Below are 22,632 nucleotides of genomic sequence, written 5' to 3'. Positions count from 1 at the left end.
GGACAGAATGGCGGGAGGGCCTGGATTATTTTGCTTTGTGTGGTGTTGCTCGTTTCGTGTCAGCGGGCGGGGCGTGATTTGCGGGGCGTCCCTGCCCCTGCGTTTGCCTCTGTCTTTGCTCGGTACTCTGATGGCGACTGCCCGGTCACCTGGCGAAAGCGTCGCGTGAAATAGGTTTCGTCACGGTAGCCGACCTGGAATGCGATGTCCTTGATCTGGCGACCCGGTTCGTCGAGCAGCTTTTTCGCGGTGTCGATGCGCGTCTGCGTGATCCACTGCACGACCGTCTTGCCGGTCTCGCGCTTCACGAGATCGGCGACGTAGCGCGCGGGCAGCGACATGTGCGCCGCGATCGACGCACCCGACAACGCCGGATCGGACAGCGTCGCGCGCAGATGATCGGACACGCGCGCGAACGCTGAATCGGGGCGTGGTGAGCGTAGTGCGCCTGCTGCGGACTGGGCTTCGATTGCTTCGCGATGGCTGCGGCAGATCGTGCCGATCAGTTGTAGCAGGTAGCCTCGTAGCAGCACTGTGTCTCCGAACTGGCGGTGTTGGTCTAGCTCGATCATCCGCTGCGCGAGGGTTTCGACTTCGGCGATCTGCGTGTCGTTTAGCAGGAAGTCCATGTGCTCCTGGAGCAGGAATGGGGCGAGCATTGGGTCGTGTGCTGCATCCGCTATCGACGTCGACGTTGTGGCTCCGGACGGGCGGCGTCCTAGCAGGAAGTCCAGCGAAAAGTTGATCACCACAAAGCGTGATTGCACCGGATGCGGAATGCGATGCACGCGATGCGGCAACACGAACGCGATTGCTTTGTGCGGGAATGGTCTTACTGTGTCGCCGATTTCTTGATGCGTGTCGCCGCCGAGGTTGACCTGGATCTGGAAGTAGTCGTGCTTGTGCGATTCAGTGATCGGCGAACGGGCTGTTTGATCCCGGATGTAGAAATCCAGGTGGTCGCTACGCTCGGGCATGGCGTAGGTGCGGGAGGTGGGGGGGCGGGGCATGGGGGAAAGGGCCGCGGCGGACGACCGTGTTTTTGTAGACGCAGGTTCGTTACATGATGAAGTGCACGGCCATTGTAGACGCCCGCTCCTACACATCGACCATCTCGCTCGCGACCCGCAAAATGACAGACGCCGCGCCAGCCTCTGTTATTTTGATGGGGTGGCAGGTTGAGCCGTCGCCCCTAGCGCAGTCAACCCTAGCGCCGACGCAGCCACTTTCAATATGTCATCGTTGGAGTCGATAGTCATTGGAAAACCCTTCACGTCCAAGATATTGCTATTCAATGAAACGACTAGCTTTCCGTCGCTGACCTCCAGATTGAACAAAGTAGCTTGCTGCCCCAAGGTCCCTTTTACAAGGTTTCGAAGTGCTTCTGTTTGAGTTCCGGCTCTAACTCTGGCCAGTGCCGGTGCAACTACTGCTAATAACATGTCCTGCAACGATTCGACTTCCCTGATCGGCTTAGTTGTTGCTGCTCTACGGAGGAAGCGGAGCACGTCGGAATACGCCTTTTCAACATCCTGCTCGGCTACCGTCCGAAGCGCTGCAACCTCTTCTGCCGCCAAGCCTGGCTTTTCAGCATTATTGTCGCTTGAAACGAACGCGTAGTAAGATTCTATAGATCCGCGACGCAGGATGAAGCATCCTCGAGCTTCGAGCACGTCCAAAAGTGCACCGAGACGATCCTTTATCGTTATCCAAGCTTTATCTGGCGATAAACTTTCGACAGTAGCATCATCGTTACCGAATAATGCAGAGAAGGCTGCCCTACGTTGGATTTTTTCTGCATCAGCGTCCTTTGAATCTCGAGTAACCCAATATCGCTGCCTCTCTGCGAGTGAAGCGATTTCGCTCCAACGCTTTTTAACTAATTCACAGAAAGCCGAAAAGACTGAGCGAGACAATTCAACTCCAGTGCGAGAACCCCATCTTCGCTACAATAGCGTCGATATCTTCTCCAACAAGGAAGTCGTTTGCCAAGTCCAGCCCGTCAGCAAGGCCATCCGCATCTGCTAGGACCATCGGCTCCTTACCTAACATCCTGAAAAGCTTCGCGACAATCGGAAACTGCCCCTTTCCGATCACTGGGAGTAGCTGTGCTCCACCAGCCTCCAAAGCTATGTCCAAATGCGTTGAAAGTCCATTGCAAATAATCGCATCCGACGGCCCTTCAATCAGCAACGGAGTCTTAGAAAAAAAACACAGCTTATGCTCTTGCCCCATCCTCGCTAACAAGCCAAGAAGTTTTCTATTCTTCAACTCGGCCGCGTCCGGAGACACTTGAATGGGCTGTTGACCGCTTTCATAGCACAACACCAGGTTCGGAAGTTGCTCAGGTGAATCTACGCGAATAAATTCCGTTGAATGCGTCGCGACTATGATCAATTTCTGGTTGGTAGTCGTCGTTGGCAATCCTGCGACACTTAGCAATTCCTTCAATAGAAATGCTTGTAACTGTGGGTGCAGCGAAACCTCTGGCTCATCGATAAGCAGCGCCCCTACTTCATCGTCGTAGATCGCGGATAACAACCCTACTAGATGCAGCAGGCCGGAGGCCTCGCGGGCCGACGAATATTCACTTCCTTTGCCATTTGTCTTTAGGAAGGCAATCTTGAGATTTCCCGCACTCCATTCAATAATCAAGTCCCGGTCGAACAACTTTCTCAATCGCTCTCGGACCTTTACCAAAATATCTGGCCTTGTAGCTAACGTGTGAAAGTCGCCTTGCAATGTTTCATATTTGTGCCGTCGCTTAGAATCATCTACGCTCCCGTAGGTTGCCTGCTCGTACCGAGGCTCGTTGTTCCTGTGACCATCAAAATCGGAACGAAACTGTTCCAAATAATACGCTCGGCCTGCAGAGAGATACCTTACATGCTTATTCGCCGTGTGTGGCAATAAGGCCGTTTTCAATCCTCGCAATAGCTGCGTTTTACCTGAACCATTCGGCCCGATAATAACGGTCAGACCTTGGTACAAGACAACGCTGCGCGGCTCATTCTTGCCATCAACCTGAACACTTGGTCTGGTATGAAGTGGGAAAGTCAACGGTCACCCCCTAGATTTCTACGAATCCCTCACGGTAACCGGAATGACAACTCTGAGGTGCGAAATTTAAGTTTATCGTGACCTCATAGCGAAAGCCGAAAGATGACTGACGCTTGATTCTCAATTGAGCAGGCTAAAGCTGACGCTCACACGACCGGCCCAACCATCAAACAAACGGTCACAATTGGTCGATAACACTCCAACACCAAAGGTCCCGCCACCAGTGATTCACCGCTCCACCCACTGCGAATAGCGGCAACGACCAACAGTGAACTGGCAGCGCCTCGCCCTGTTAAAGAGCCCAAGACTTACCCTCACAAACCCAAATCCTCCACGTTAACACCGCCTTTACACCCCCACCCCCACCTTTAACCTCCCGTTGACACCCCCGAGACTAAAGTAAAACCACCTCAACAACCCGCCGCAACGCCCAGCGACGGCGCCCTCAAGATGCTTCAATCCGTCCTTCTTGCGAGAGAAACCGCGCTGCCGCGTACCCAGTACAAGCCGCGCCCTCAGCCTGCCATCGTTTCGTTCGTCACGCTCGACGTGACAATCCCCGGTACGTCTTCATCACAAGCGCGGCACGTACTGCACTCCGCGCTCGGCGACGGCCTGCGCCTCTACATCGTCACCGTCGACAAGCGCCACGAATACACGACGTTCCGTATCGAAGTCACCGGCCGCACGCTCGACGAGGTGATCACCGTCCTCACACGCGCCCTCGGCAACGCGACGCTAGGCCGCGCAGCGGCCAGCGTCATACGCCGCCCCGCCACCCGCACCAGCTAAACGCAGCTAGAACGCAACTGAAACGCGCAAAGAATCAACTCATGTCGAGCGGCTTCACATGCCAGATGCCGCTCGCGTATTCGCCGATCGTGCGATCCGACGAGAACTGCCCCATGCCCGCGACATTCGCGATCGCGCTGCGCGTCCACGCAGCCGTATCGCGGAAGCGCGCGTCGACTTCGTCCTGCGCCTTCGCGAACGCCGCGTAATCGGCGAGCACCATGTAGTGATCGCCCCAGTCGACGAGCGTATGGAAGATGTCGGAGAAGCGCCGCGGATCCTCCGGTGAAAAGAAGCCGCTGCGGATCTGGTCAAGCGCGACGCGCAGCTCGGGGTTCTCTTCGTATAGCTGACGCGGCCGGTAGCCGGCGGCGCGCAGTGCGTCCACTTCGTCCGCGGTGTGCCCGAAGATGAAGATGTTCTCGCGCCCGACCGCATCACAGATTTCGATGTTCGCGCCGTCGAGCGTGCCGATCGTCAGCGCGCCATTCAGCGCGAGTTTCATGTTGCCGGTGCCGGACGCTTCGGTGCCCGCCATCGAGATCTGTTCCGACAGGTCCGCCGCCGGAATGATCAGCTCGGCGACGCTCACGCCGTAGTTCGGCACGAACACGACCTTCAACCGGTCGCCGACGAGCGGATCCTCATTCACCTTCTTGCCGACATCGCCGATCAACCGGATGATGGTCTTCGCCATCCGGTACGCGGACGCGGCCTTGCCCGCGAACATCACGACGCGCGGCACCCAGTCGCGCTCAGGGTTCGCGCGGATCTGGTTGTAGCGGACGATCACGTGCAGCACGTTCAGCAATTGTCGCTTGTACTCGTGAATGCGCTTGACCTGCAGATCGAACAGCGCATTGGGATCGACGTTCACTTTCAGCTGCTGCGCGAGGTGTTGCGTGAGGCGCAGCTTGTTCTGCCGCTTCGCGCCGCGGAACGCGTCGGCGAATGTCGGATCGTCGGCGAATTCGCGCAGCTTCGCGAGTTCGAACAGGTCGCGGCGCCAGTGCGTGCCGATGCGTTCGTCGATCAGCGCGGACAGTGGCCGGCTCGCCTGCGACAGCCAACGTCGCGGCGTAATGCCGTTCGTCACGTTGGTGAAGCGCTCGGGGAACATGCGCGCGAAGTCGGCGAAAATGTCGCGCGTCATCAGTTGCGAATGCAGCTTCGATACGCCGTTCACCTTCTGGCTCGCGACGATCGCGAGGTGCGCCATCCGCACGCGGCGCTGTCCGTATTCGTCGATCAGCGAGATGCGCCGGATCATCTCGGTGTCGTGGCCCAAATGCTCGCTCACGCGCTGGAGAAACTCGGCGTTGATCTCGAAGATGATCTCGAGATGCCGCGGCAGCAGCCGCGCGAGCGTCTCGACGTCCCACGTTTCGAGCGCCTCGGGCATCAGCGTGTGGTTCGTGTACGAGAACATTTGCTCGATCGATTTCCACGCGGTGTCCCACGGCACGCGATGCACGTCGACGAGCAGTCGCATCAGCTCGGGAATCGCGAGCACGGGGTGCGTGTCGTTCAGATGCACGGCGACCTTGTCCGAGAAGCGGCCGAAGGTGCTGTGCGTGCGCATGTAGCGGCGGATCAGGTCCTGCATCGTCGCGGAGACGAAGAAGTATTCCTGGCGCAGCCGCAGTTCGCGGCCGGCCGGTGTCGAGTCGTCCGGATACAGCAGGCGCGAGACGTTCTCGGACATGTTCTTCGCGTCGACCGCGCGGCGATAGTCGCCCTTGTTGAACGCGGACAGGTCGAGTTCTTCGGTCGCGCGCGCGGACCACAGGCGCAGCGTGTTCGTCGCGCTCGTCGCGTAGCCGGGGATCACGGTGTCGTAGGCCATCGCGTTGACGTGCTCGGTGTCGATCCACTCGACGCGATCGTCGCGCTGCACGGTGCGTCCGCCGAAGTGCACGAGATACTGGACCTCGGGCCGCGGAAATTCCCACGCATTGCCGCTGCGCAGCCAGTAGTCCGGCGTCTCGACCTGCTCGCCGTCGACGATCTGCTGGCGGAACATGCCGTACTCGTAGCGGATGCCGTAGCCGAAGCCCGGTATGCCGAGCGTCGCCATCGAATCGAGAAAGCACGCGGCCAGCCGGCCGAGGCCGCCGTTGCCGAGCGCGGCATCGGGCTCGAGTTCGGTCAGCATGTTCATGTCGACGCCGAGGCTCGCGAGCGCCTCCTTCACCTGGTCGTGAATGCCGAGCGCGAGCAGCGCATTCGTGAACGTGCGGCCGATCAGAAATTCCATCGACAGGTAGTACACGCGCTTCACGTCCTGCTCGTATTGCAGTCGCGTGGTTTTCATCCAGCGCGCGACGAGCCGGTCGCGCACGGCGAGCGCAGCGGCATGCAGCCAGTCGTGCGGTTGCGCGGTGACGGCGTCCTTGCCGACGCCGTACATCAAGCGGTTGGAAATGGAGCGCCGTAGCGCGTCGACGGTACTGTTGAGCTGGTCGAATTCCAGGTCCACGGTTGTCATCGAAGCCTCTCGGTTAGGCGATGCGACATGCTGCTGCCGATCGCGGACAAATAAGCAGGGTAGGACATTTCGCGGCGCGCCGTTGCGCACATCCGGATCGCGCATCGCGAACAGAACCGCGAAGCAACCACTGTACCGCACGATCCCGGTGCGATCGCGGACCAGACTCGAATCAGACGCGCGCCTTCAGTGCATCGTTCCATGCACGTGTGCGTGCACTAGTATGTGAGAGGACGAAGACGGAACCGCGACAGACCGCGCCGTCTTCGCATCGCGCGTTTCATCGCGCCGACGGAGAACGATATGAACGCACAATCCATGCTCGGAATGATGCACGCCCAGGAATTGCTGATGGTGTCGATCGTCCGCGCGCTGCCACCCGAGACGCGCCGCCGGATCTCCGACGAATTTCAGGATCAGGTCGAGCTTGCCGAGGCGCCGCATCTCGGTAGCGGTCACGATCGCGATACGGCCGAGGCGTTCAAGGCACACATCCGCAAGCTGTCGATCCTGCTCGCGACGTGTAGTTGAACGATCGTCGTCGAGGGGGGGTTGCGTTGGGTTGCAATCGTCCACACGCGGCACGTTGTGTGGCAGGCTCGGCGGCCTGGTCTGCTGGCGGGGTCTTTTCTTTCGCACCGAACGTGGTCGGTGCCTCAGGCGCAACTCGTTTCAAGGGGCTCAGCGGGGCAGACCGTTAGTTGCGTGCATGACCGCAAGCGCTTCATTCGACCCATGCCGCATTGCTCAACCCGGCTGCACGATTCTTCTGCGTCTGCAACAATCGCGTATCCGCCACGATTCGCCACGCGGCGAGTCGCGATTGTCAGCCGTCCGAAAGCGGGCGGCACACCGCGTGACCGATGCGCAACCCGACGAGCCCCACCTTGTCCGACCCGACCTCCCCCGGCGTCCTCCGCCCTGTCGACGAACCGATGTCCGCGGGCAACCGCCGCGCGATGGCGGCGATCATGCTCGCGGTCGCGCTCGCGACGCTCGACACCGCCATCGCCAACACCGCACTGCCCACGATCGCCGCTGACCTGCATGCGGCACCCGCTGCATCGGTGTGGATCATCAACGCGTACCAGCTCGCGATGGTCGCGACCTTGCTGCCGCTCGCCGCACTCGGCGACATCATCGGGCATCGGCGCATTTATATCTCCGGGATTGCGCTGTTCACGCTCGCGTCGCTCGCGTGCTCGCTCGCGGACACGCTGCCGCTGCTCGCGGCCGCACGCGTGCTGCAGGGGCTCGGCGCGAGCGCGATCATGAGCGTCAACGCCGCGCTGATCCGCGTGCTGTATCCGCCGCACCGGCTCGGCCGCGGGCTTGGGCTGAATGCGCTGATCGTCGGTGTGTCGTTCGCGGTCGGGCCGACGGTCGCGTCGCTGATCCTGTCGGTCGCGGCATGGCCATGGCTCTTCGCGGTGAACGTGCCGCTCGGCGTGCTCGCGCTGGTCTTCGCGTTGCCGGCGCTGCCGCACACGACGCGCGGCGCACATCAATTCGACCGCGTCGCCGCGATCTTCAACGTGATCACGTTCGCCGCGCTGATCTTCGCGCTCGGCGAAGCGGCGCAGCGCGCGCCGACGCACGTGGTGCTTATCGCGGCTGCTATCACGATCGTCTTCGGCGTGCTGTTGATCCGCCGCGAGGCCGGCCATCCGGCGCCGATGCTGCCGGTCGATCTGTTCAAGCTGCCGGTGTTCACGCTGTCGGCGGTGACCGCGGTGTGTTCGTTCGCGACGCAGGGTCTCGCGTTCGTGTCGTTGCCGTTCTATTTCGAGGGCGTCCTGCATCGCAGCCAGGTCGAGACGGGCTTTCTGATGACGCCGTGGCCGGTCGTCGTGGCGCTCGCCGCACCGATCGCGGGGCGGCTGTCGGATCGCTATCCGCCGGGCTTGCTCGGCGCGATCGGGCTCGCGGTGCTGTGCGGCGGGATGGTGTCGCTGGCGTTGCTGCCGCCGTATCCGCAGGTGATCGACATCGCGATCCGGATGTCGATTTGCGGTGCGGGCTTTGGGTTTTTCCAGTCGCCGAATCTGAAGGCGTTGATGGCGAGCGCACCGCCCGAGCGCAGCGGCGGCGCGAGCGGCATCATCGCGACCGCGCGTCTGCTCGGCCAGACGACCGGCGCGGCGCTCGTCGCGCTGAGCTTCGGTATCGCGGGACGGCATGGCCCGACGCTCGCGCTCGCGACCGGCGCGGTGTTCGCGGGCGCGGCGAGTATCGCGAGCGGATTGCGGCTGTTCGCGCCATCGCATCGCGCGGGGACGCCGGTCGCGAGTGGCTCGGCGAGTGGGTCGGCCAATACCACGCAGCGCGGCTGAACCAGCCCGCGCCCTACCTTCAACGCGCGAAGTACCCCTTCGCCGCCGCGACGAACGTATCGATATCGTCGCGTGATACGTCCATGTGCGTGACGAAACGCGACGCGTACAGCATCTGCACGAGAATGCCGCGTTCCTTGAGCCACGCTTCGAGCGGCGAGCAGTCCTCCGGCGGGAGCTGCGCGAACACCATGTTGGTTGCCTGGGACAGCACCTTCACCTGATCGATCTGCGCGAGCCCCGCGGCGAGATGCGCGGCGTTGTCGTGATCGTCGGCGAGACGCTCGACGTTGTGCTCGAGCGCATAGATGCACGCGGCCGCGAGCACGCCGGCCTGGCGCATGCCGCCTCCGAGCATCTTGCGCCAGCGGCGCGCGCTCTCGATCAGCGCCTTGCTGCCCACCAGCACCGATCCCACCGGCGCTCCGAGCCCTTTCGAAAAACAGATCGACACCGAATCGAACGGCGCGCACAACTCAGCGACCGGCCGGCCGGTCGCAACCGCCGCATTGCAGACGCGCGCGCCGTCGAGATGCGCCGCCAGCCCATGATGCCGCGCGAGCGCCACCGCTTCATCGACATAGCTGGCCGGCAGCACCTTGCCGCCGATCGTATTCTCGAGCGCGAGCAGACGCGTGCGGGCGAAGTGATCGTCGATTGGCTTGATCGCGGCGGCGATCTTGTCTAGCGGCAGCGAACCGTCGGCCGCGTTCTCGATGGGCTGCGGCTGGATGCTGCCGAGCACCGCAGCGCCGCCGCCCTCGTACTTGTACGTGTGTGCGGCCTGGCCGACGATGTACTCGTCGCCGCGCGCGCAATGCGCCATCAACGCGGCGAGGTTGCTCTGCGTGCCGCTCGGGAAGAACAGGCCCGCTTCCTTGCCGGCACGCTCGGCCATCGCGGCCTGCAGCCGCAATACGGTCGGATCGTCGCCCCAGACGTCGTCGCCGGTTTCGGCGGCGGTCATCGCGGCAAGCATTGGTTGTGAAGGACGGGTGACGGTATCGCTGCGTAAATCGATCATCGATTATTCCTGTGAGGGCGGAGGCGACGCGGCGAGCTTGAGCAGAGGCGGAGCGTGCGCGACGGGGACGAGCGGAAAGGCGAATGAAAACGCACCGTCGGCAAGTGTATGCGATATGCGTGCGCACCCGGCATCGTCCACGACGGCGTTGGGGGTTCAGCGGGAAGTTTCGAGTTGGGTTGACCGGGCGATCGCGGTACGCGTGATTAAAAGACTTGAGCACGGGCTACACGCAGGCCGCGTCCGCGCCCCGCGTGCAGCAACAGAGCGACAGCGGCTCTCCACCATCAAGGAAAGCACACCGTCGAAGCAATCTTCCCTTTTATCCGCCCGACTTCGGCAACCACGCGAGCGGATCAACCGGATGCCCGTCGCGGCGCACTTCGAACTGGATCGACGCGACGCCTTGCGCATCCGTGCCGACTTCGCCGATCGTCTGCCCTTGAGCGACCGCGTCGCCTTCCTTGACGAGCAGCGTGCGGTTTTGTCCGTAGGCGGTGATCAGCGACGAATCGTGCTTGATGATGACGAGCGGCCCGTACGCGGGAATGCCGTTGCCCGCGTAGACGACGCGCCCCGCCGCCGCGGCCTTGACCGGATCGCCGGCCTTGCCGCCGATCACGATGCCGTTCGTCTTGCCGGCCACGAACGTCCGCAGGATCGGCCCACGCAGCGGCCAGATGAGCCGCACGGAAGAAGCCTCGGGCGTCGCGGCCTGCGCGCCCGGAACCGCGGCGGCGGGATTGCCTGACGTACCGGATGACGGCGGGACATACGCGGAAGTGGACGGCGGCGCGACCCGCAGCACCTGCCCGACGATCAGCGATGCGTTCGACGGTAGCACGTTCCACGACGCGATATCTTGCGGACGCTGGCCGAACGCGGCGGCGACGCTCGCGACCGTATCGCCGGAATTGACGCGGTAGTAGCCGGCCGGCACCGAGCCCGTTGAAGCGGTCGGCGACGATGACGATGAGGACCAGTTGCTGCCGGTATCCCCCGGCCATGGCGTCAGTGTGCAACCGCCGGTGATGGCGGCAATGGAAAGTGCAATCAGAAACTGCGTGCGTGTCTGCTGCTGTTTTCGATTCATGTTGTGGTCCTCGACACGGTAGTCAATCGACGCTCGTCCCTCGGCATCCCGTCATGTGAAACAAAAAGGGAGTGACGCGGCCGTGGTTCGATCGGCAAATGCGTGCTGCGTTCCGGAATGGGCCCTCGCGGCGCAGCGGCGACCCCGTGCGTCAATGTCGCCGACGCATGGTTTCGCCGCCCCATTATAGGGCCGCTTGCCCGCAGAAGCCCGCCGCAAGCCAATCCGCGGACGGCGGGACAATTTTGTCCGAGCATTGATTCCGCAGACGACTCGCCTATACTGATCCTTGCTGCCACGACGTCCAGCAGGCGAGCCTGTCGCCGCAATGTCCCGTCCCGAAGGAGTTCGACGATGAACAAAGCTACGTTTCTGGCTGTGCAGCTGAATGTCGAAGACGTCACCACATCGCCGGGCCTCGTCGAACTGTTGAACGCCCACCTCGTCTTTTCCGCGGATGTCGCTGAAGCGGCCGATGCGCTGGTCCAGCTGGCCAGCGTGACGCGGCTCGCGAGCGGCGTCGAGGCCACCGTCGAAATCCCCGCGCTCGCGATCGAGCGGCTGCGCGAAGCGCTCGACGCGCTCAGCAGCTACGACGAATCTTGGCTATTCGCACTCGAACCGAGCCGCGCGCTGTTCGATGGACTCTCGCACCACCGCCGCATCCTGCATTGAGGCGCACCGCAATCTGAAGCGGTGCCATGCGCACCGCCCACCGGCCAGAGGCCGGGCCTGGCCCCCGCCGGGCACCGAATTTCGAGGGCACGTCACATAGAGGAACTGCGATGAAAAATCTCCTGAACCGGCGCAGCTCGTTGCTCGCCAACGGTACCGCCCATCTGGTCCCCGTCGTTCGCGACGAGGCGCCGGCCTCTGCCGAAGACGACGCCGCGGCACAGGCGTCGTCGACGACCGAGCCCGTACGGCCCGTCACGACACTGCGGCCGGTACCGGTCGTACCGTCGCAGGTGAACGGCCGGGCGGTGCAAATGGCGGACAGCTCGGAGGTCGAATGGCTCGCGTCCGAAGAAGCGCTGACGCCGTTCCGGGTCTTTCGCAGCTTCGAATACTCGGTGAGCCTGCTCTTTCACGCGAAGGAGTTGACCTACTACATCGTGATGTACCAGAACAACACGCTGTGGCGCGCGCTGAAGGCGGCCGAACTGGAGACGGCGGAGGCCGTGTTCCATCATTTCGAGGAACAGGCGGCGCGGCTCGCCGACAGCGAAACACGTCGCGCGCAACTCGAGGCGCAGAACGAACAGCTCGCGCGGATGATCGCGCATTCGGAAGCGCAGGCCGAACGGTTGCGCAACGATATGCAGCGCGGCACTGCGCACGAGCAGGCAGTGTCGAACCGGCAGCATCAGATACGCAAGGAGGTCGCGCAGCTGGAGGCGCAGCGTGTCGCCGCGCAGGCGCAGTTGAACAAGATGCACCGGCAGATCCACCAGCTCAATCTGTCCAACAACGAAGTGCTGCCGCATCTGCCGGCGAATCGCTAGCGGTCCGCATCGCTGGCGTCCGCCGACGCACCACGCGCCGCGCATCAATGTAAAACGGCGCGACCCGGGAAGTCCCGGGCCGCGCCGTTATTTCATGTGGGCTGCCGGAGTGCTACCGGCGTCCCTTGCTGCTTCGCTGCTTAGTGACCGAAGTACACCGACTGCGTGTCGTTGGTCGGCACGACCACACGGGCGCCGCCTTGCGACGAACCGCTGGTCGCTGCGCCGTAGCCGCTGGTATCGGCTTGCGCGACAGCCTTCTGTTCGTTGACGCGACGTTCAGCGGCCTGAATGTTGTTCGGGTAGTCGGTCTGGTCGCCGAGCGGGTTGTAACCCGCCTTTTCGAGCTGGACCAGGTCGGCACGGACTTGCGCGCGGGTGACCGGTTGGTTCGATTGAGCAAACACTGCGACCGGGGCGGCAAGAAGGGTAGCGATAGCAACTGCACGGATCAGGGATTTCATGATTACCTCCAGACTTTGTTAGTTCGCTTCGACACATGTCTTAAGCGATTGATTACAGTCTAGGCAATCGATCTCCTAGGGAAAACCCCCGATTCGATGATTCTCTATTCCCGGAATTGAAACAATAACGGCGCGATCGCGGGCCCAAGCGACGAGCCAGCGCAACAATGGTGCACATCGCCGTCCGTGCCACCGAGGCGGTTCCGGGCAACGGGGCACGCCCCACTGCCCGGAATGTTCAACGAACCAACCCGCTTAAGACCAGTTCGCGTGGAAGCTGCCCGGCTTGTCGGTACGCTCGAATGTATGCGCGCCGAAGAAGTCGCGCTGTGCCTGCACGAGATTGGCTGGCAGACGCGCCGAACGGTAGCCGTCGAAGTACGCGATCGCCGACGAGAACGTCGGCACCGGCACGCCCGCCGCGATTGCCGCGGTCACGACGTCACGCAGCGCGGCCTGATAGTTCGACGCGATGTCGCGGAAATACGGATCGAGCAGCAGGTTGGCGAGCGCCGGGTCTTTCGCATACGCATCGGTGATCTTCTGCAGGAAGCGCGCGCGGATGATGCAGCCCGCCCGGAAGATCTTCGCGATCGTGCCGAACTGCAGATCCCACTTGTACTCTTCGGATGCCGCACGCAGTTGCGCGAAGCCCTGCGCATACGAGATCACCTTGCTGAAGTACAGCGCGCGCCGCACGGCCTCGATGAACGCGTTGCGGTCGCCGGCGAACGGCTTCGTGGCCGGTCCTTCGATCACTTTGCTCGCCGCAACGCGTTGATCCTTCAGCGACGAGAGCACGCGCGCGAACACCGATTCGGTGATCAGCGGCAACGGCACGCCGAGATCGAGCGCGTTCTGGCTCGTCCACTTGCCGGTGCCCTTCTGCGCGGCGCGGTCGAGGATCACGTCGACGAGATCCTTGCCGGTCTCGTCGTCCTTCTTGCCGAAGATCTTCGACGTGATCTCGATCAGGTAGCTGTCGAGCTCGCCCTTGTTCCATTCGGTGTAGACACTGCCCAGTTCCGCATTCGACAGGCCGAGCACCTGCTTGAGCACCGCGTAGCTCTCGGCGATCAGCTGCATGTCGCCGTATTCGATGCCGTTGTGGACCATCTTCACGAAGTGGCCCGCGCCGTCCGGGCCCATGTACGCGACGCAAGGGTCGCCGTCGGGTGCCTTCGCGGCGATTTCGGTGAGGATCGGTGCGACCAGGTCGTATGCGTCACGCGGACCGCCCGGCATGATCGACGGGCCTTTCAGCGCGCCCTCTTCACCGCCCGACACGCCGGTGCCGATGAAGTGCAGACCGGCTTTCGCCAGTTCCTGATTGCGGCGGATGGTGTCGGTGAAATGCGTATTGCCGCCGTCGATCAGGATGTCGCCCTGGTCGAGCAGCGGCTTCAGCGATGCGATCGTCGCATCGGTCGGCGCGCCCGCTTTCACCATCAGCAGGATGCGGCGCGGTTTTTCGAGCGACCCGACGAATTCTTCCAGCGTGTAAGCCGGTACCAGCTTGCGATCCGGAAATTCCGCGATCAGCTCGTCGGTCTTCTCGCGGCTGCGGTTGTACACGGAAACCGCGTGCCCGCGGCTCTCGATGTTGAGCGCCAGATTGCGGCCCATCACCGCCAGCCCCACCACGCCGATTGCCTGCTTGCCCATGTGAATTCTCCAGATTCCAGAAAACGGGATGCTCCGCCGCGCATGCGGGCGACGGGGCGTCGAGGATGAAAGGATAAAAGAAATGCCCGCCGGCCGCTCGTTTCCCGGCATGCGGCACGGCGGCAAGACGCTGCTCTTGCGCGCCGGACGCCCGGTCTGCGGGCCGCGGACCCGGTCAGCGGCGCCGCAGCACGAGGCTGAAATTGTTCGCGGGCATCGCGACCGGTTCGCCGCACGCGAAGCCCGCCGCGTCGCCGAGCGCGACGACCGCCTCCATGTCGCGCACGCCCCATAGCGGATTGCGGCTGCGCAATTGCTGGTCGAATGCATCGTTGCCCGGCGACGTGTGCGCGCCGCCCCGCTTGTACGGTCCGTACAGGAACAGCACGCCGTCCGCGCCAAGCACGCGCGCGGCGCCGTCGAACAGCGCGTGCGCCGCGCTCCACGGCGAGATGTGCAGCAGGTTGATGCTGACGATCGCGTCGGCGTGTTCGATGCTCCACGGCAACCGCTCCACGTCGAGGTCGAGTGGCGGCCGCACGTTGGCGATACCCGTGTGCGCGATCCAGGCGGCAATCGACGCGCGCGCCTGCGGATCCGGATCGCTTGGCTGCCAGTCGACCTGCGGCAGCGCGGCGGCGAAGCGCATCGCGTGTTCGCCGCTGCCGCTCGCGATTTCGAGCACATGTGCCGTCGGCGGCAGCACGTCGCGCAGCACTGCGAGAATCGGTTCGCCGTTGCGCTGCGCGGCGGGCGCGTACTGTCGGGCGTCGGTCATCAGTAAAGACTCGTGCGTACGCGTTCGGGCAGATCGCGGTCGTAAGCCTGCGCATCGAACGACGAACCGCTCAGCCGGCGAAGGATTTCGCCGGTGCTCCGCAGCTGGGTCCGCTCAATGTGAAGCGTCGGGTCCCACAGCTTCGAGCGCGCGAACGCTTTCGAGCAATGAAAGTACACCGCGTCGACGTCGACGATCAGCACCGTGCGCGGCAGCCTGTCGTCCACCGCGAAACGCTGCAGCCATTCCGGGTCGGCGGTGATGTGTCCGCGTCCGTTCACACGCAGCGTTTCGCCGACACCCGGCACGACGAACAGCAGCGCGAGATGCGGCTCGCGGATCACGTTGCGCAAACTGTCGATGCGGTTGTTGCCGGGGCGATCGGGAATCGCGAGCGTACGCTCGTCGACGATCCGCACGAAGCCAGGCGCATCGCCGCGCGGCGAACAGTCGAGTCCTTCGGGGCCGGCGGTCGCGAGCACGACGAACGGCGCGTGTTCGATGAACGCGCGATAGTCTTCATTGACGTACGGGATTTCCTTGCGCACCGCGCGTTCGTGCGGCTCGCCGTAGAGGGCGTCGAGTTCTTCGAGCGTGGTCAGCATGAGGGCTCCTGGTTCGCAGCGGCGGTGTGCCAACGGTGTGCGATTCGCGATTCGATCCGTGATTATCGACGATTCGCGAGTCGTTCAGTGCGCGGCAAGCAGCCCCGCAAGCGCCGTCAGCGTCGGCGCGCACGGCGCTTCGACCTTCAGCGCCAATAGCGGATCGGCGCGCGTGCGGCCAAGATTCAGCGCCGCGATCGGCCGGCCCATCTTCTGTGCCCACACGCAGAAGCGATAGCCCGAATACACCATCAGCGACGACCCGACGACGAGCACCGCATCCGCCGCTTCGAGCGCCTGCGTCGCCGCTTCGACGCGCTCGCGCGGCACGCTCTCGCCGAAGAACACCACCGCGGGCTTCAACAGCCCGCCGCAGACCGGACACGCCGGCACGCGAAACGCGTCGAGGTCGTGCCACTCCAGGTGTGCGTCGCCGTCGGCGGCCGGCTCGGCGATCGCATCGAGGAGGCCAGGATTTTCTTCGACGAGCGTGTGCTGGATCGCGGTGCGCGAATGGTGCGCGCCGCAGTCGAGACACGTCACGCCGTCGATCCCCCCGTGCAGTTCGATGACGCGCTGGCTGCCCGCGCGCTGATGCAGCCCGTCGACGTTCTGCGTCACGAGCGTCGGCACGTGACCCGCGGCTTCGAGACGCGCAAGCGCGACGTGCGCGTCGTTCGGCTGCGCATCGGCGACGACCGGCCAACCGACTGTGCTGCGTGCCCAGTAGCGTTGCCGCGCGGCAGCCGAGCCGAGAAATTCCTGCAGCGTGATCGGCGGCGAACGCTTCCATGCGCCGTTCTCGTCGCGATAGCCGGGGATGCCGGAGTCGGTGCTGATCCCCGCGCCGGTCAGCACGAACAGCCGCGGATGACGCTGCACGAAGTCGTGCAGGTCGGCGAGCATGGGCACATCGGCGGGGGCAAACGGCAGCAGGGTCATGAGCGAAAACCGGCAGGGACGAATGGACGCGCACGCATGGTCAGTCTCTTTTGCGCCGTGGCCGCTGCGCCTGTGTTTGCGGATGGCGAGCCTCCCACGCCGCGAGCGCGACGCGATAGCGATCGAGCGCGTCCTCGTACAGATCGAACACGCATGGCTCACAGCCGCTGCGGCAGCAGTCGTCGGGGCCTGGCGGTCGCGGCGGCTCGGGACGCGGATCGTCTTCTGAAGCGAGGTCGGGCGAAGGCTTCGGCACGGCAATGAAACGGGTATAAAAGCGTGGCGTGAGATTGGAACAACTCAGGCGCCCAGTATATGACGGGGCGCCACACGCTGCCCGCCCGCGCATACACGCGTGCGGGTCCTTGCTTCACCCCCGCCCGACGAACGGCATCTTGCTCGCCATGATCGTCATGAACTGCACGTTGGTCGCAAGCGGCAGGTCCGCCATGTGCAGCACCGCATCGGCGACGTGCTCGACGTCCATCAACGGCTCGACGGCGATCTCGCCGTTCGCCTGCGGCACGCCGCGCGCCATCCGCTCGGCCATCTCGGTCGCGGCGTTACCGATGTCGATCTGTCCGCAGACGATGTCGTAAGGCCGGCCGTCGAGCGACACCGATTTCGTGAGTCCGGTGATCGCGTGCTTGGTCGCCGTGTACGCGATGCTGTACGGCCGCGGCGCATGCGCGGAGATCGAGCCGTTGTTGATGATGCGACCGCCGCGCGGCGACTGCGTCTTCATCAGGCCGAATGCCGCGCGCGTGCACAGGAATACGCCGGTCAGGTTCGTATCGACGACGGCGCGCCAGTCTTCGACCGAAAGCTCGTCGATCTCCACGGGCGGCGCACTGCGGCCCGCGTTGTTGAACAGCACGTCGAGGCGGCCGTAGCGCGTGCGGATCGTGTCGAACAGCGCGGCCACGCTCGCCGGGTCCGTCACGTCGCACGCGACGGGCAGCGCATCCTCGCCGCGCTGCTGCGCTTCATCCGCGAGCGCCTCGAGCGGCGCCGCGCGACGCCCCGTGAGCACGACCGTATAGCCGTGCGCGAGCAACCTGCGCGCGCTCGCATAACCGATGCCGCTACCGGCGCCGGTCACGAGCGCGATCTTCTTCGAATCAGTCACAACGTGTCTCCTTGCAGACGGAAGCCGCTCGCGCTCCCGAGACACACGTGACGCGTGATGCGCCCGATTCAGTCGAGCGCCCGGTCGTTCGGGTTCGCGAACAGCGATTTCATATCCGCTGACAGCGGATAGTTCAGGTTGATGCCCTTCGGCGGAATCGGCTGCGTGAACCACGTCCTGTACATCGACGCGGCCTCGCCCGACTTCTGCAGCCGCGCGATCACGCCGTCGGCGAGCGTCTTGAAGCCGGGATCGTCCTTGCGGAACATGCAGCCGTACACCTCGGACATCGGCGACGTGCCGGTGATCAGATAATCGTCCGGGTCCGCCTCCTTCGCCCTCGCACCATACAACAGCGGATCGTCCATCACAAATGCGACCGCCCGGCCGCTCGTCACGTTGAGGAACGATTCCGCGTGATCCTTGGCGCTGATGAGACGCATATTCATCCCTTTCTCGACGTTCATCTGCCGCAGCAACCGTTCTTCCGACGTACCCGCCGTCGTCACCACCGTCTTGCCCGCGAGGTCCGGAAAATCCTTCACGCCCGACGTTTTCTTCACGATCATCCGCACGCCGTACTGGAAAAAGCTGTTCGAGAACGCGACCTGGTTGTCGCGCTCTTTCGTGTGCGTGGTCGATCCGCACTCGATGTCGATCGTGCCGTTCTGCACGAGCGGAATGCGGTTCTGCGACGTGATCGGTATTTCCTTGACCTTCAGGTCGGGCCGCTTCAGTTCCTTGCGGATTTCGTCGACGATCTTCAACGCGATCGCCTGCGAATAGCCGATGGTGTTCTGCTGTTCGTCGTAGTACGAGAACGGTACCGACGATTCGCGCACGCCAAGCGAGATCACGCCGGTTTCGCGGATTTTCTTGAGCGTCGCGCTTTGGTCTTGTGCCTGCGCGCTGCTGATGCCTGCGACAGCGAGTGCGCATCCGGTTGCGATCGTGGTCAGGGCTGCTGCTAGTTTCATGGTCTCTCCTCTAGTGTTCGTGGGTTCGGGTGTTGCAGGGAAACTAGCGCCGCAGCGAATACGCGGCGAGGTCGACCGGTGGCGTACGGCCCGCGATCGCTTCTGCCACCGCTCGCGCGCTGCCGCACGCGAGCGTGAAGCCGAGTGCGCCGTGCCCCGTGTTCAGCCACAGGTTGCGGTACGGCGTCGCGCCGAGCAGCGGTTTGCTGTCCGGCGTCGCCGGACGGTGACCGCACCACGTGCGCGCCGCGAGGTAATCGCCAGCGGCGGGAAACATCTCCTGCGCATGACGCGCGAGCAGCGCGAGCCGTGCGACGCGCTGCCCGGGATCCATCCCGGCGATCTCGACCATGCCTGCGACGCGCAGCCGTCCGCCAAGCGGCGCATACACCACCTTGCGATGCAGATCGGTCACGCTGACGCGCGGTGCGCGCGGCGGCGGTGCAGTGATCGTCAGGCTGTAGCCGGTCAGCGGATAGATCGGCAGACGCACGCCTAGCGCACCAAGCAGCGGCACGCTGCCGTTGCCGAGCGCGACGACGAACGCATCCGCGCGCACGTCGCCGCGCGGGGTGCGCGCGGCAATCACGCTGCCGTTCGGCGCGACGAGTTCGCTGACCGGCGTCGCGTAGCGGATCGTCACGCGATAGCGCCGCTGCAGCACGTCCGCGAGCGCGACGCCGAAACGATGACAGTCGCCCGCTTCTTCCGACGGCGTATGGATGCCGCCCGCGAGCAACGGCTGCGCGTCCGCGAGCGCCGGTTCGAGCGCGACGCACGCAGCGGCATCGAGCGCGTGCTGTTCTACGCCGGCCGCGACGAGCGGCTCCATCCGGCGCCGCGCGCGCTCGAACTCGACGGGATTGCGATACACGACGAGCTTGCCGTTGCGCACGTAGTCGAAATCGAGCGCTTCGTCGTGCACGAGCGCATGCAGCGCGTCGCGGCTCAATGCGCCGAGTGCGAGCAGTTCGACCGCGGTCCGGCGTGCACGGTGCGTGCGACACGCGAGCAGGAACGAAACGCACCAGCGCCACTGCTGCACGTCGAGCCGCGGTACGAAACGCAACGCCGAATCGCGTTGCAGCAGCCACGCCGGCAAATGCGGCAGCACCGCCGGATCGGCGAGCGGCGCGACGTAGCTGTAGCTCAGCTGGCCGCCGTTCGCGAAGCTCGCTTCGAGCGCCGCGCCGCCGCGGCCTTCGAGCACTGTCACGTCGTGACCGTCGCGAGCCAGGTAATAGGCCGTCGTCAATCCCACTACACCCGCCCCGAGAACGCATACCTGCATGAGCCGCCATCCGCTGAAATCAGTCGGCGCCAGTGTCGAACGCCGAAAACGCGTGGGCAAATCACCAGAAGCGTGGTGCCATAACCTGAGGTTAAGGAGGTGTTCAGCTTGAGGCTGTCAGCACGGCGGAGGCGCGTTCAAACGGCGCGCGCAATACCTCGAGAAACGCGCGACCGGCCTGCGAATCGAGGCCGCCGTCGCGCCATACCGCGAACACGCCGACCGATAGCGGCGGCACGACCGGCTGGATCGTCACCGGCTCGACGCCGCTGCGTGCGGTCAGTTCGTCGAGCAACACGTGGCCGATGCCGCGCGCGGCCAGCGCCCGCGCGACGTACCACGTCTGCGCTTCGACCGCCGCGACCGGGCTATCGAGCCCTGCCGCTTCGAGCGCGTTGTCGATCACCTCACCGAGCGGATCGACGTTGCCGATGCTGATCCAGTCGCGCTCGACGAGCGCCTGTAGCGATATGGGTTCGTCGTTGTGCGGCGCATCGCTGGGCGGCCCGACACAGACGAGCGCCGCCCGCCCCAGTTCCGCTGATGCGATGCCCGGACGCGCGGGCGGATTCAACGCAACGCCGAGATCGAGGTCGCGCGTGAGCAGCGCATTCAGCAGTTCTTCGGTATGACGGGTCTGGATTTTCAGCGACACGCGCGGGTACGCGTCGCGAAACGTCTGCACGGCCTGCGGAATGACGCTTAGACCGAGGCTCGGCAGACAGCCGATGCGCAGATGGCCTTCAGGTTGCAGCGCCAGATTGCGTGCGAGGCGGCGGATGCCGTCGAGGTTCGCCTGCAGCTTCTGCGTTTCGGAGAACAGCAGTTCGGCTTCGCGCGTGGGTTGCAGTCGGCCGTGCGCGCGGCTGAAAAGCGGTAGCCCGAGGCTGCGCTCGGCGTGTGCAAGCACCTTGCTCACCGCGGGTTGCGACACGCTCAGCAACTCGGCCGCTTTCGACAGCGAGCCCGTGCGCATGATCGCGTGGAAGACTTCAATGTGACGCAGACGCATGCGTGAAACCGGTTGAGTTGAACGACTTCTGCACTGCCCTTCCTCGCTTCACGCGGTCACGCGCGCAGCGCTGCGGCAACTTCGTCATCGGTGCGCGCATCGAGTTCGCCACGTCGGCACGCGTTCACGAAGCGTTCATAATCGCGCTCGACCTGGTCCGCATACGCGCACGCGTACGCGGTCAACGCTTCGGGGAACGGATCGCTGCGGCCGATATACGCGGCAAGCTCGATCGCCTTGCCGCTCGCGCGTGCATGCGCGCGGGCGAGCGCCCATCCGCATAGTCGCGCGTAACCTTGCAGCACGCTGCTGTCGAACTGCTCGAGCGCCGCCGACAGTTTCACGTCGTTCAGTTGACGCACGTAGAACGGCCGCCCCGAAGGACCGGTCGCCCAGCCGAGAAAGAGATCGCTTGCCGCCTGCAGCAGCCGTTGTGCGTGCACGACACGCTCGCCTTCGTGACGCGGCGCCGCCGCCGCGAACGACTGCGCGACGGCCGAGCGATGCGCTTCCTTCACCTGCAGGAACAGTGGCCGGTCGTGATGGTCGGTGGCGAGCAGCACGAGACAGCGCGCACCGACGCTGCCGTCGTCGGCGATCTTGAACACGCTGTCCTGCAGCGCGAACTGACCGAGCAGCTCGCGACGCTCGGGAGCGAGCGTCTTCTGGTAATCGGCGTACAGGCGCTCGGCGGCTTTCTGGCCGTTGTCGGCGGCGCGCCCGTCGTCGCCTGCATCGAACAGCGCGCCGGCCTCGCCGATGTGAAACAGCGCCGGCGATTGCGTGCGTATCCGCCACGCGTCGCCTTCGCGCTCCGCTGCGCTTTCAAGCATGCTTTCGTGCGTGCGCGCGGCCGCTTTCTCCATGCCGCGCCGGATCGCGCGACGATGTTCGGGCGCCAGCGCCGATTCGATCATCCGGTCGAACGTGATGCGGTCGTACCAGAGTTCGAGTGCACCGCGCTCCGCATATTGCGCGATGCGTTCGCGATATTCGTCGGCGGCGGTCATGACAAGTTCGTCCGCGGCGCCGCGGCTCAACCGCATGTGGCGCGCGGCGAGCACGAGACTCGCGGCAAGCCGCTTCAGGTCCCATTCGAACGGGCCCGGCGCAGCTTCGTCGAAGTCGTTCAGATCGAACACGATCTGTCGTTCAGGGGTCGCGAAGCCGGCGAAGTTCAGCAGATGCGCATCGCCGCAGATCGGTGTAACGAGGCCCGTGTGCGGAACCTGGCCGAGATCGTGAGCTTGAAGAATCGCGCTGCCGCGAAAGAAGGCGAACGGCGAAGCGGCCATGCGGCCGTAGCGCAATGGCACGAGCCGCTCGATGCGGCCTTCGCTCGCGAGCCGCAACAGATCGAGCGGATCGCGCTGCAGATCGCCGACCGAGCGATGGCTCGAGCGTTTCGAATGTTCACGCACGGCACGTCCGGCTGCCTGCCGCTCTGCGATGGTGCTGGCCCTCATGCGCTGCT

Annotated in this window: 22 protein-coding genes; 5 read left to right on the top strand and 17 right to left on the bottom strand. The window is 64.1% G+C overall.

The window, feature by feature from the left end; translation table 11 throughout:
- Positions 1 to 59 precede the first annotated feature (59 nt).
- The 3 genes from ACREXZ_RS14000 to ACREXZ_RS13990 form a co-directional block, all read right to left on the bottom strand.
- Positions 60 to 977, bottom strand: a complete 918-nt coding sequence (locus tag ACREXZ_RS14000) for a helix-turn-helix transcriptional regulator (RefSeq protein WP_431764681.1) — start codon at positions 975 to 977, stop codon at positions 60 to 62.
- A 180-nt stretch (positions 978 to 1,157) separates the two neighbouring features.
- Positions 1,158 to 1,916, bottom strand: a complete 759-nt coding sequence (locus ACREXZ_RS13995) for a hypothetical protein (RefSeq protein WP_431764680.1) — start codon at positions 1,914 to 1,916, stop codon at positions 1,158 to 1,160.
- A 1-nt stretch (position 1,917) separates the two neighbouring features.
- The gene (locus tag ACREXZ_RS13990) at positions 1,918 to 3,060 is read right to left on the bottom strand and encodes an ATP-dependent nuclease (protein ID WP_431764679.1); all 1,143 of its coding nucleotides are present in this window, start codon (positions 3,058 to 3,060) and stop codon (positions 1,918 to 1,920) included.
- 450 nt (positions 3,061 to 3,510) lie between these two features.
- Between ACREXZ_RS13990 and ACREXZ_RS13985 the strand changes: the two genes are divergently transcribed.
- Positions 3,511 to 3,852 (top strand): hypothetical protein, encoded by a 342-nt coding sequence (locus ACREXZ_RS13985; protein ID WP_431764678.1) that lies wholly within the window; start codon positions 3,511 to 3,513, stop codon positions 3,850 to 3,852.
- Between the two features lie 34 nt (positions 3,853 to 3,886).
- Here the strand turns inward: ACREXZ_RS13985 and ACREXZ_RS13980 are convergent, their stop codons facing one another.
- A complete protein-coding gene (locus tag ACREXZ_RS13980) occupies positions 3,887 to 6,340 on the bottom strand; it encodes a glycogen/starch/alpha-glucan phosphorylase (protein WP_431764677.1) in 2,454 nt (817 codons plus the stop codon).
- A 303-nt stretch (positions 6,341 to 6,643) separates the two neighbouring features.
- Here ACREXZ_RS13980 and ACREXZ_RS13975 point away from each other — a divergent pair, with 303 nt between their 5' ends.
- A complete protein-coding gene (locus tag ACREXZ_RS13975; RefSeq protein WP_431764676.1) occupies positions 6,644 to 6,871 on the top strand; it encodes a hypothetical protein in 228 nt (75 codons plus the stop codon).
- A 404-nt stretch (positions 6,872 to 7,275) separates the two neighbouring features.
- Positions 7,276 to 8,673 (top strand): MFS transporter, encoded by a 1,398-nt coding sequence (locus ACREXZ_RS13970; protein ID WP_431764747.1) that lies wholly within the window; start codon positions 7,276 to 7,278, stop codon positions 8,671 to 8,673.
- 19 nt (positions 8,674 to 8,692) lie between these two features.
- Here ACREXZ_RS13970 and ltaE read toward each other — a convergent pair whose 3' ends face one another.
- Positions 8,693 to 9,697, bottom strand: a complete 1,005-nt coding sequence (ltaE, locus tag ACREXZ_RS13965) for a low-specificity L-threonine aldolase (RefSeq protein ID WP_431764675.1) — start codon at positions 9,695 to 9,697, stop codon at positions 8,693 to 8,695.
- A 322-nt stretch (positions 9,698 to 10,019) separates the two neighbouring features.
- On the bottom strand, positions 10,020 to 10,790 hold the full coding sequence (locus tag ACREXZ_RS13960; protein WP_431764674.1) for a peptidoglycan DD-metalloendopeptidase family protein: 771 nt from the start codon (positions 10,788 to 10,790) through the stop codon (positions 10,020 to 10,022).
- A 354-nt stretch (positions 10,791 to 11,144) separates the two neighbouring features.
- Between ACREXZ_RS13960 and ACREXZ_RS13955 the strand changes: the two genes are divergently transcribed.
- Entirely contained in the window at positions 11,145 to 11,465 is a 321-nt protein-coding gene (locus ACREXZ_RS13955) for a hypothetical protein (protein WP_431764673.1), read from the top strand.
- 110 nt (positions 11,466 to 11,575) lie between these two features.
- On the top strand, positions 11,576 to 12,295 hold the full coding sequence (locus ACREXZ_RS13950) for a DUF2968 domain-containing protein (RefSeq protein ID WP_431764672.1): 720 nt from the start codon (positions 11,576 to 11,578) through the stop codon (positions 12,293 to 12,295).
- 140 nt (positions 12,296 to 12,435) lie between these two features.
- Here ACREXZ_RS13950 and ACREXZ_RS13945 read toward each other — a convergent pair whose 3' ends face one another.
- The 11 genes from ACREXZ_RS13945 to ACREXZ_RS13895 form a co-directional block, all read right to left on the bottom strand.
- Positions 12,436 to 12,759, bottom strand: coding sequence for a DUF4148 domain-containing protein (locus ACREXZ_RS13945; protein WP_431764671.1), 324 nt, complete (start codon positions 12,757 to 12,759; stop codon positions 12,436 to 12,438).
- A gap of 255 nt (positions 12,760 to 13,014) precedes the next feature.
- Positions 13,015 to 14,424: an NADP-dependent phosphogluconate dehydrogenase gene (gene gndA, locus ACREXZ_RS13940; RefSeq protein WP_431764670.1), complete on the bottom strand. Its 1,410-nt coding sequence runs from the start codon at positions 14,422 to 14,424 to the stop codon at positions 13,015 to 13,017.
- Between the two features lie 175 nt (positions 14,425 to 14,599).
- A complete protein-coding gene (locus ACREXZ_RS13935) occupies positions 14,600 to 15,202 on the bottom strand; it encodes a DUF938 domain-containing protein (RefSeq protein ID WP_431764669.1) in 603 nt (200 codons plus the stop codon).
- The gene (locus tag ACREXZ_RS13930) at positions 15,202 to 15,807 is read right to left on the bottom strand and encodes a pyridoxamine 5'-phosphate oxidase family protein (protein WP_431764668.1); all 606 of its coding nucleotides are present in this window, start codon (positions 15,805 to 15,807) and stop codon (positions 15,202 to 15,204) included. Before ACREXZ_RS13930 ends, ACREXZ_RS13935 begins: the two co-directional genes overlap by 1 nt.
- Positions 15,808 to 15,891: 84 nt before the next feature.
- On the bottom strand, positions 15,892 to 16,749 hold the full coding sequence (locus ACREXZ_RS13925) for an NAD-dependent protein deacetylase (RefSeq protein WP_431764667.1): 858 nt from the start codon (positions 16,747 to 16,749) through the stop codon (positions 15,892 to 15,894).
- Between the two features lie 40 nt (positions 16,750 to 16,789).
- Positions 16,790 to 17,098 carry an oxidoreductase-like domain-containing protein gene (locus ACREXZ_RS13920; protein ID WP_431764666.1) on the bottom strand — a complete coding sequence of 103 codons (309 nt, stop codon included), beginning with the start codon at positions 17,096 to 17,098 and terminating at the stop codon, positions 16,790 to 16,792.
- Between the two features lie 21 nt (positions 17,099 to 17,119).
- Positions 17,120 to 17,878, bottom strand: a complete 759-nt coding sequence (locus tag ACREXZ_RS13915) for an SDR family oxidoreductase (RefSeq protein ID WP_431764665.1) — start codon at positions 17,876 to 17,878, stop codon at positions 17,120 to 17,122.
- A 68-nt stretch (positions 17,879 to 17,946) separates the two neighbouring features.
- A complete protein-coding gene (locus ACREXZ_RS13910; protein WP_431764664.1) occupies positions 17,947 to 18,855 on the bottom strand; it encodes a glutamate/aspartate ABC transporter substrate-binding protein in 909 nt (302 codons plus the stop codon).
- A gap of 43 nt (positions 18,856 to 18,898) precedes the next feature.
- Entirely contained in the window at positions 18,899 to 20,146 is a 1,248-nt protein-coding gene (locus ACREXZ_RS13905; RefSeq protein ID WP_431764663.1) for a D-amino acid dehydrogenase, read from the bottom strand.
- A gap of 103 nt (positions 20,147 to 20,249) precedes the next feature.
- Positions 20,250 to 21,158 carry a LysR family transcriptional regulator gene (locus tag ACREXZ_RS13900; protein ID WP_431764662.1) on the bottom strand — a complete coding sequence of 303 codons (909 nt, stop codon included), beginning with the start codon at positions 21,156 to 21,158 and terminating at the stop codon, positions 20,250 to 20,252.
- 56 nt (positions 21,159 to 21,214) lie between these two features.
- The gene (locus ACREXZ_RS13895) at positions 21,215 to 22,624 is read right to left on the bottom strand and encodes a DUF2252 domain-containing protein (RefSeq protein ID WP_431764661.1); all 1,410 of its coding nucleotides are present in this window, start codon (positions 22,622 to 22,624) and stop codon (positions 21,215 to 21,217) included.
- Between the last annotated feature and the right edge of the window lie 8 nt (positions 22,625 to 22,632).

This window comes from Paraburkholderia sp. (assembly GCF_050742655.1).
Classification (GTDB): Bacteria; Pseudomonadota; Gammaproteobacteria; order Burkholderiales; family Burkholderiaceae; genus Paraburkholderia.
Note: the sequence above shows the minus strand (reverse complement) of the source record. Positions and strands in the feature narration are given on the sequence as shown.

What these genes read in the sequence shown, in the direction of transcription:
- ACREXZ_RS13925 (WP_431764667.1), bottom strand. Translation starts at nt 16,749, where the DNA reads ATGACCCTGCTGCCGTTTGCCCCCGCCGATGTGCCCATGCTCGCCGAC.
- ACREXZ_RS13950 (WP_431764672.1), top strand. Translation starts at nt 11,576, where the DNA reads ATGAAAAATCTCCTGAACCGGCGCAGCTCGTTGCTCGCCAACGGTACC.
- ACREXZ_RS13970 (WP_431764747.1), top strand. Translation starts at nt 7,276, where the DNA reads ATGTCCGCGGGCAACCGCCGCGCGATGGCGGCGATCATGCTCGCGGTC.
- ACREXZ_RS13980 (WP_431764677.1), bottom strand. Translation starts at nt 6,340, where the DNA reads ATGACAACCGTGGACCTGGAATTCGACCAGCTCAACAGTACCGTCGAC.
- ACREXZ_RS13955 (WP_431764673.1), top strand. Translation starts at nt 11,145, where the DNA reads ATGAACAAAGCTACGTTTCTGGCTGTGCAGCTGAATGTCGAAGACGTC.
- ACREXZ_RS13920 (WP_431764666.1), bottom strand. Translation starts at nt 17,098, where the DNA reads ATGCGCGGGCGGGCAGCGTGTGGCGCCCCGTCATATACTGGGCGCCTG.
- ACREXZ_RS13945 (WP_431764671.1), bottom strand. Translation starts at nt 12,759, where the DNA reads ATGAAATCCCTGATCCGTGCAGTTGCTATCGCTACCCTTCTTGCCGCC.
- ltaE (WP_431764675.1), bottom strand. Translation starts at nt 9,697, where the DNA reads ATGATCGATTTACGCAGCGATACCGTCACCCGTCCTTCACAACCAATG.
- ACREXZ_RS13910 (WP_431764664.1), bottom strand. Translation starts at nt 18,855, where the DNA reads ATGAAACTAGCAGCAGCCCTGACCACGATCGCAACCGGATGCGCACTC.
- ACREXZ_RS13930 (WP_431764668.1), bottom strand. Translation starts at nt 15,807, where the DNA reads ATGCTGACCACGCTCGAAGAACTCGACGCCCTCTACGGCGAGCCGCAC.
- ACREXZ_RS13985 (WP_431764678.1), top strand. Translation starts at nt 3,511, where the DNA reads ATGCTTCAATCCGTCCTTCTTGCGAGAGAAACCGCGCTGCCGCGTACC.
- ACREXZ_RS14000 (WP_431764681.1), bottom strand. Translation starts at nt 977, where the DNA reads ATGCCCGAGCGTAGCGACCACCTGGATTTCTACATCCGGGATCAAACA.
- ACREXZ_RS13935 (WP_431764669.1), bottom strand. Translation starts at nt 15,202, where the DNA reads ATGACCGACGCCCGACAGTACGCGCCCGCCGCGCAGCGCAACGGCGAA.
- ACREXZ_RS13905 (WP_431764663.1), bottom strand. Translation starts at nt 20,146, where the DNA reads ATGCAGGTATGCGTTCTCGGGGCGGGTGTAGTGGGATTGACGACGGCC.
- ACREXZ_RS13895 (WP_431764661.1), bottom strand. Translation starts at nt 22,624, where the DNA reads ATGAGGGCCAGCACCATCGCAGAGCGGCAGGCAGCCGGACGTGCCGTG.
- ACREXZ_RS13960 (WP_431764674.1), bottom strand. Translation starts at nt 10,790, where the DNA reads ATGAATCGAAAACAGCAGCAGACACGCACGCAGTTTCTGATTGCACTT.
- ACREXZ_RS13975 (WP_431764676.1), top strand. Translation starts at nt 6,644, where the DNA reads ATGAACGCACAATCCATGCTCGGAATGATGCACGCCCAGGAATTGCTG.
- ACREXZ_RS13900 (WP_431764662.1), bottom strand. Translation starts at nt 21,158, where the DNA reads ATGCGTCTGCGTCACATTGAAGTCTTCCACGCGATCATGCGCACGGGC.
- gndA (WP_431764670.1), bottom strand. Translation starts at nt 14,424, where the DNA reads ATGGGCAAGCAGGCAATCGGCGTGGTGGGGCTGGCGGTGATGGGCCGC.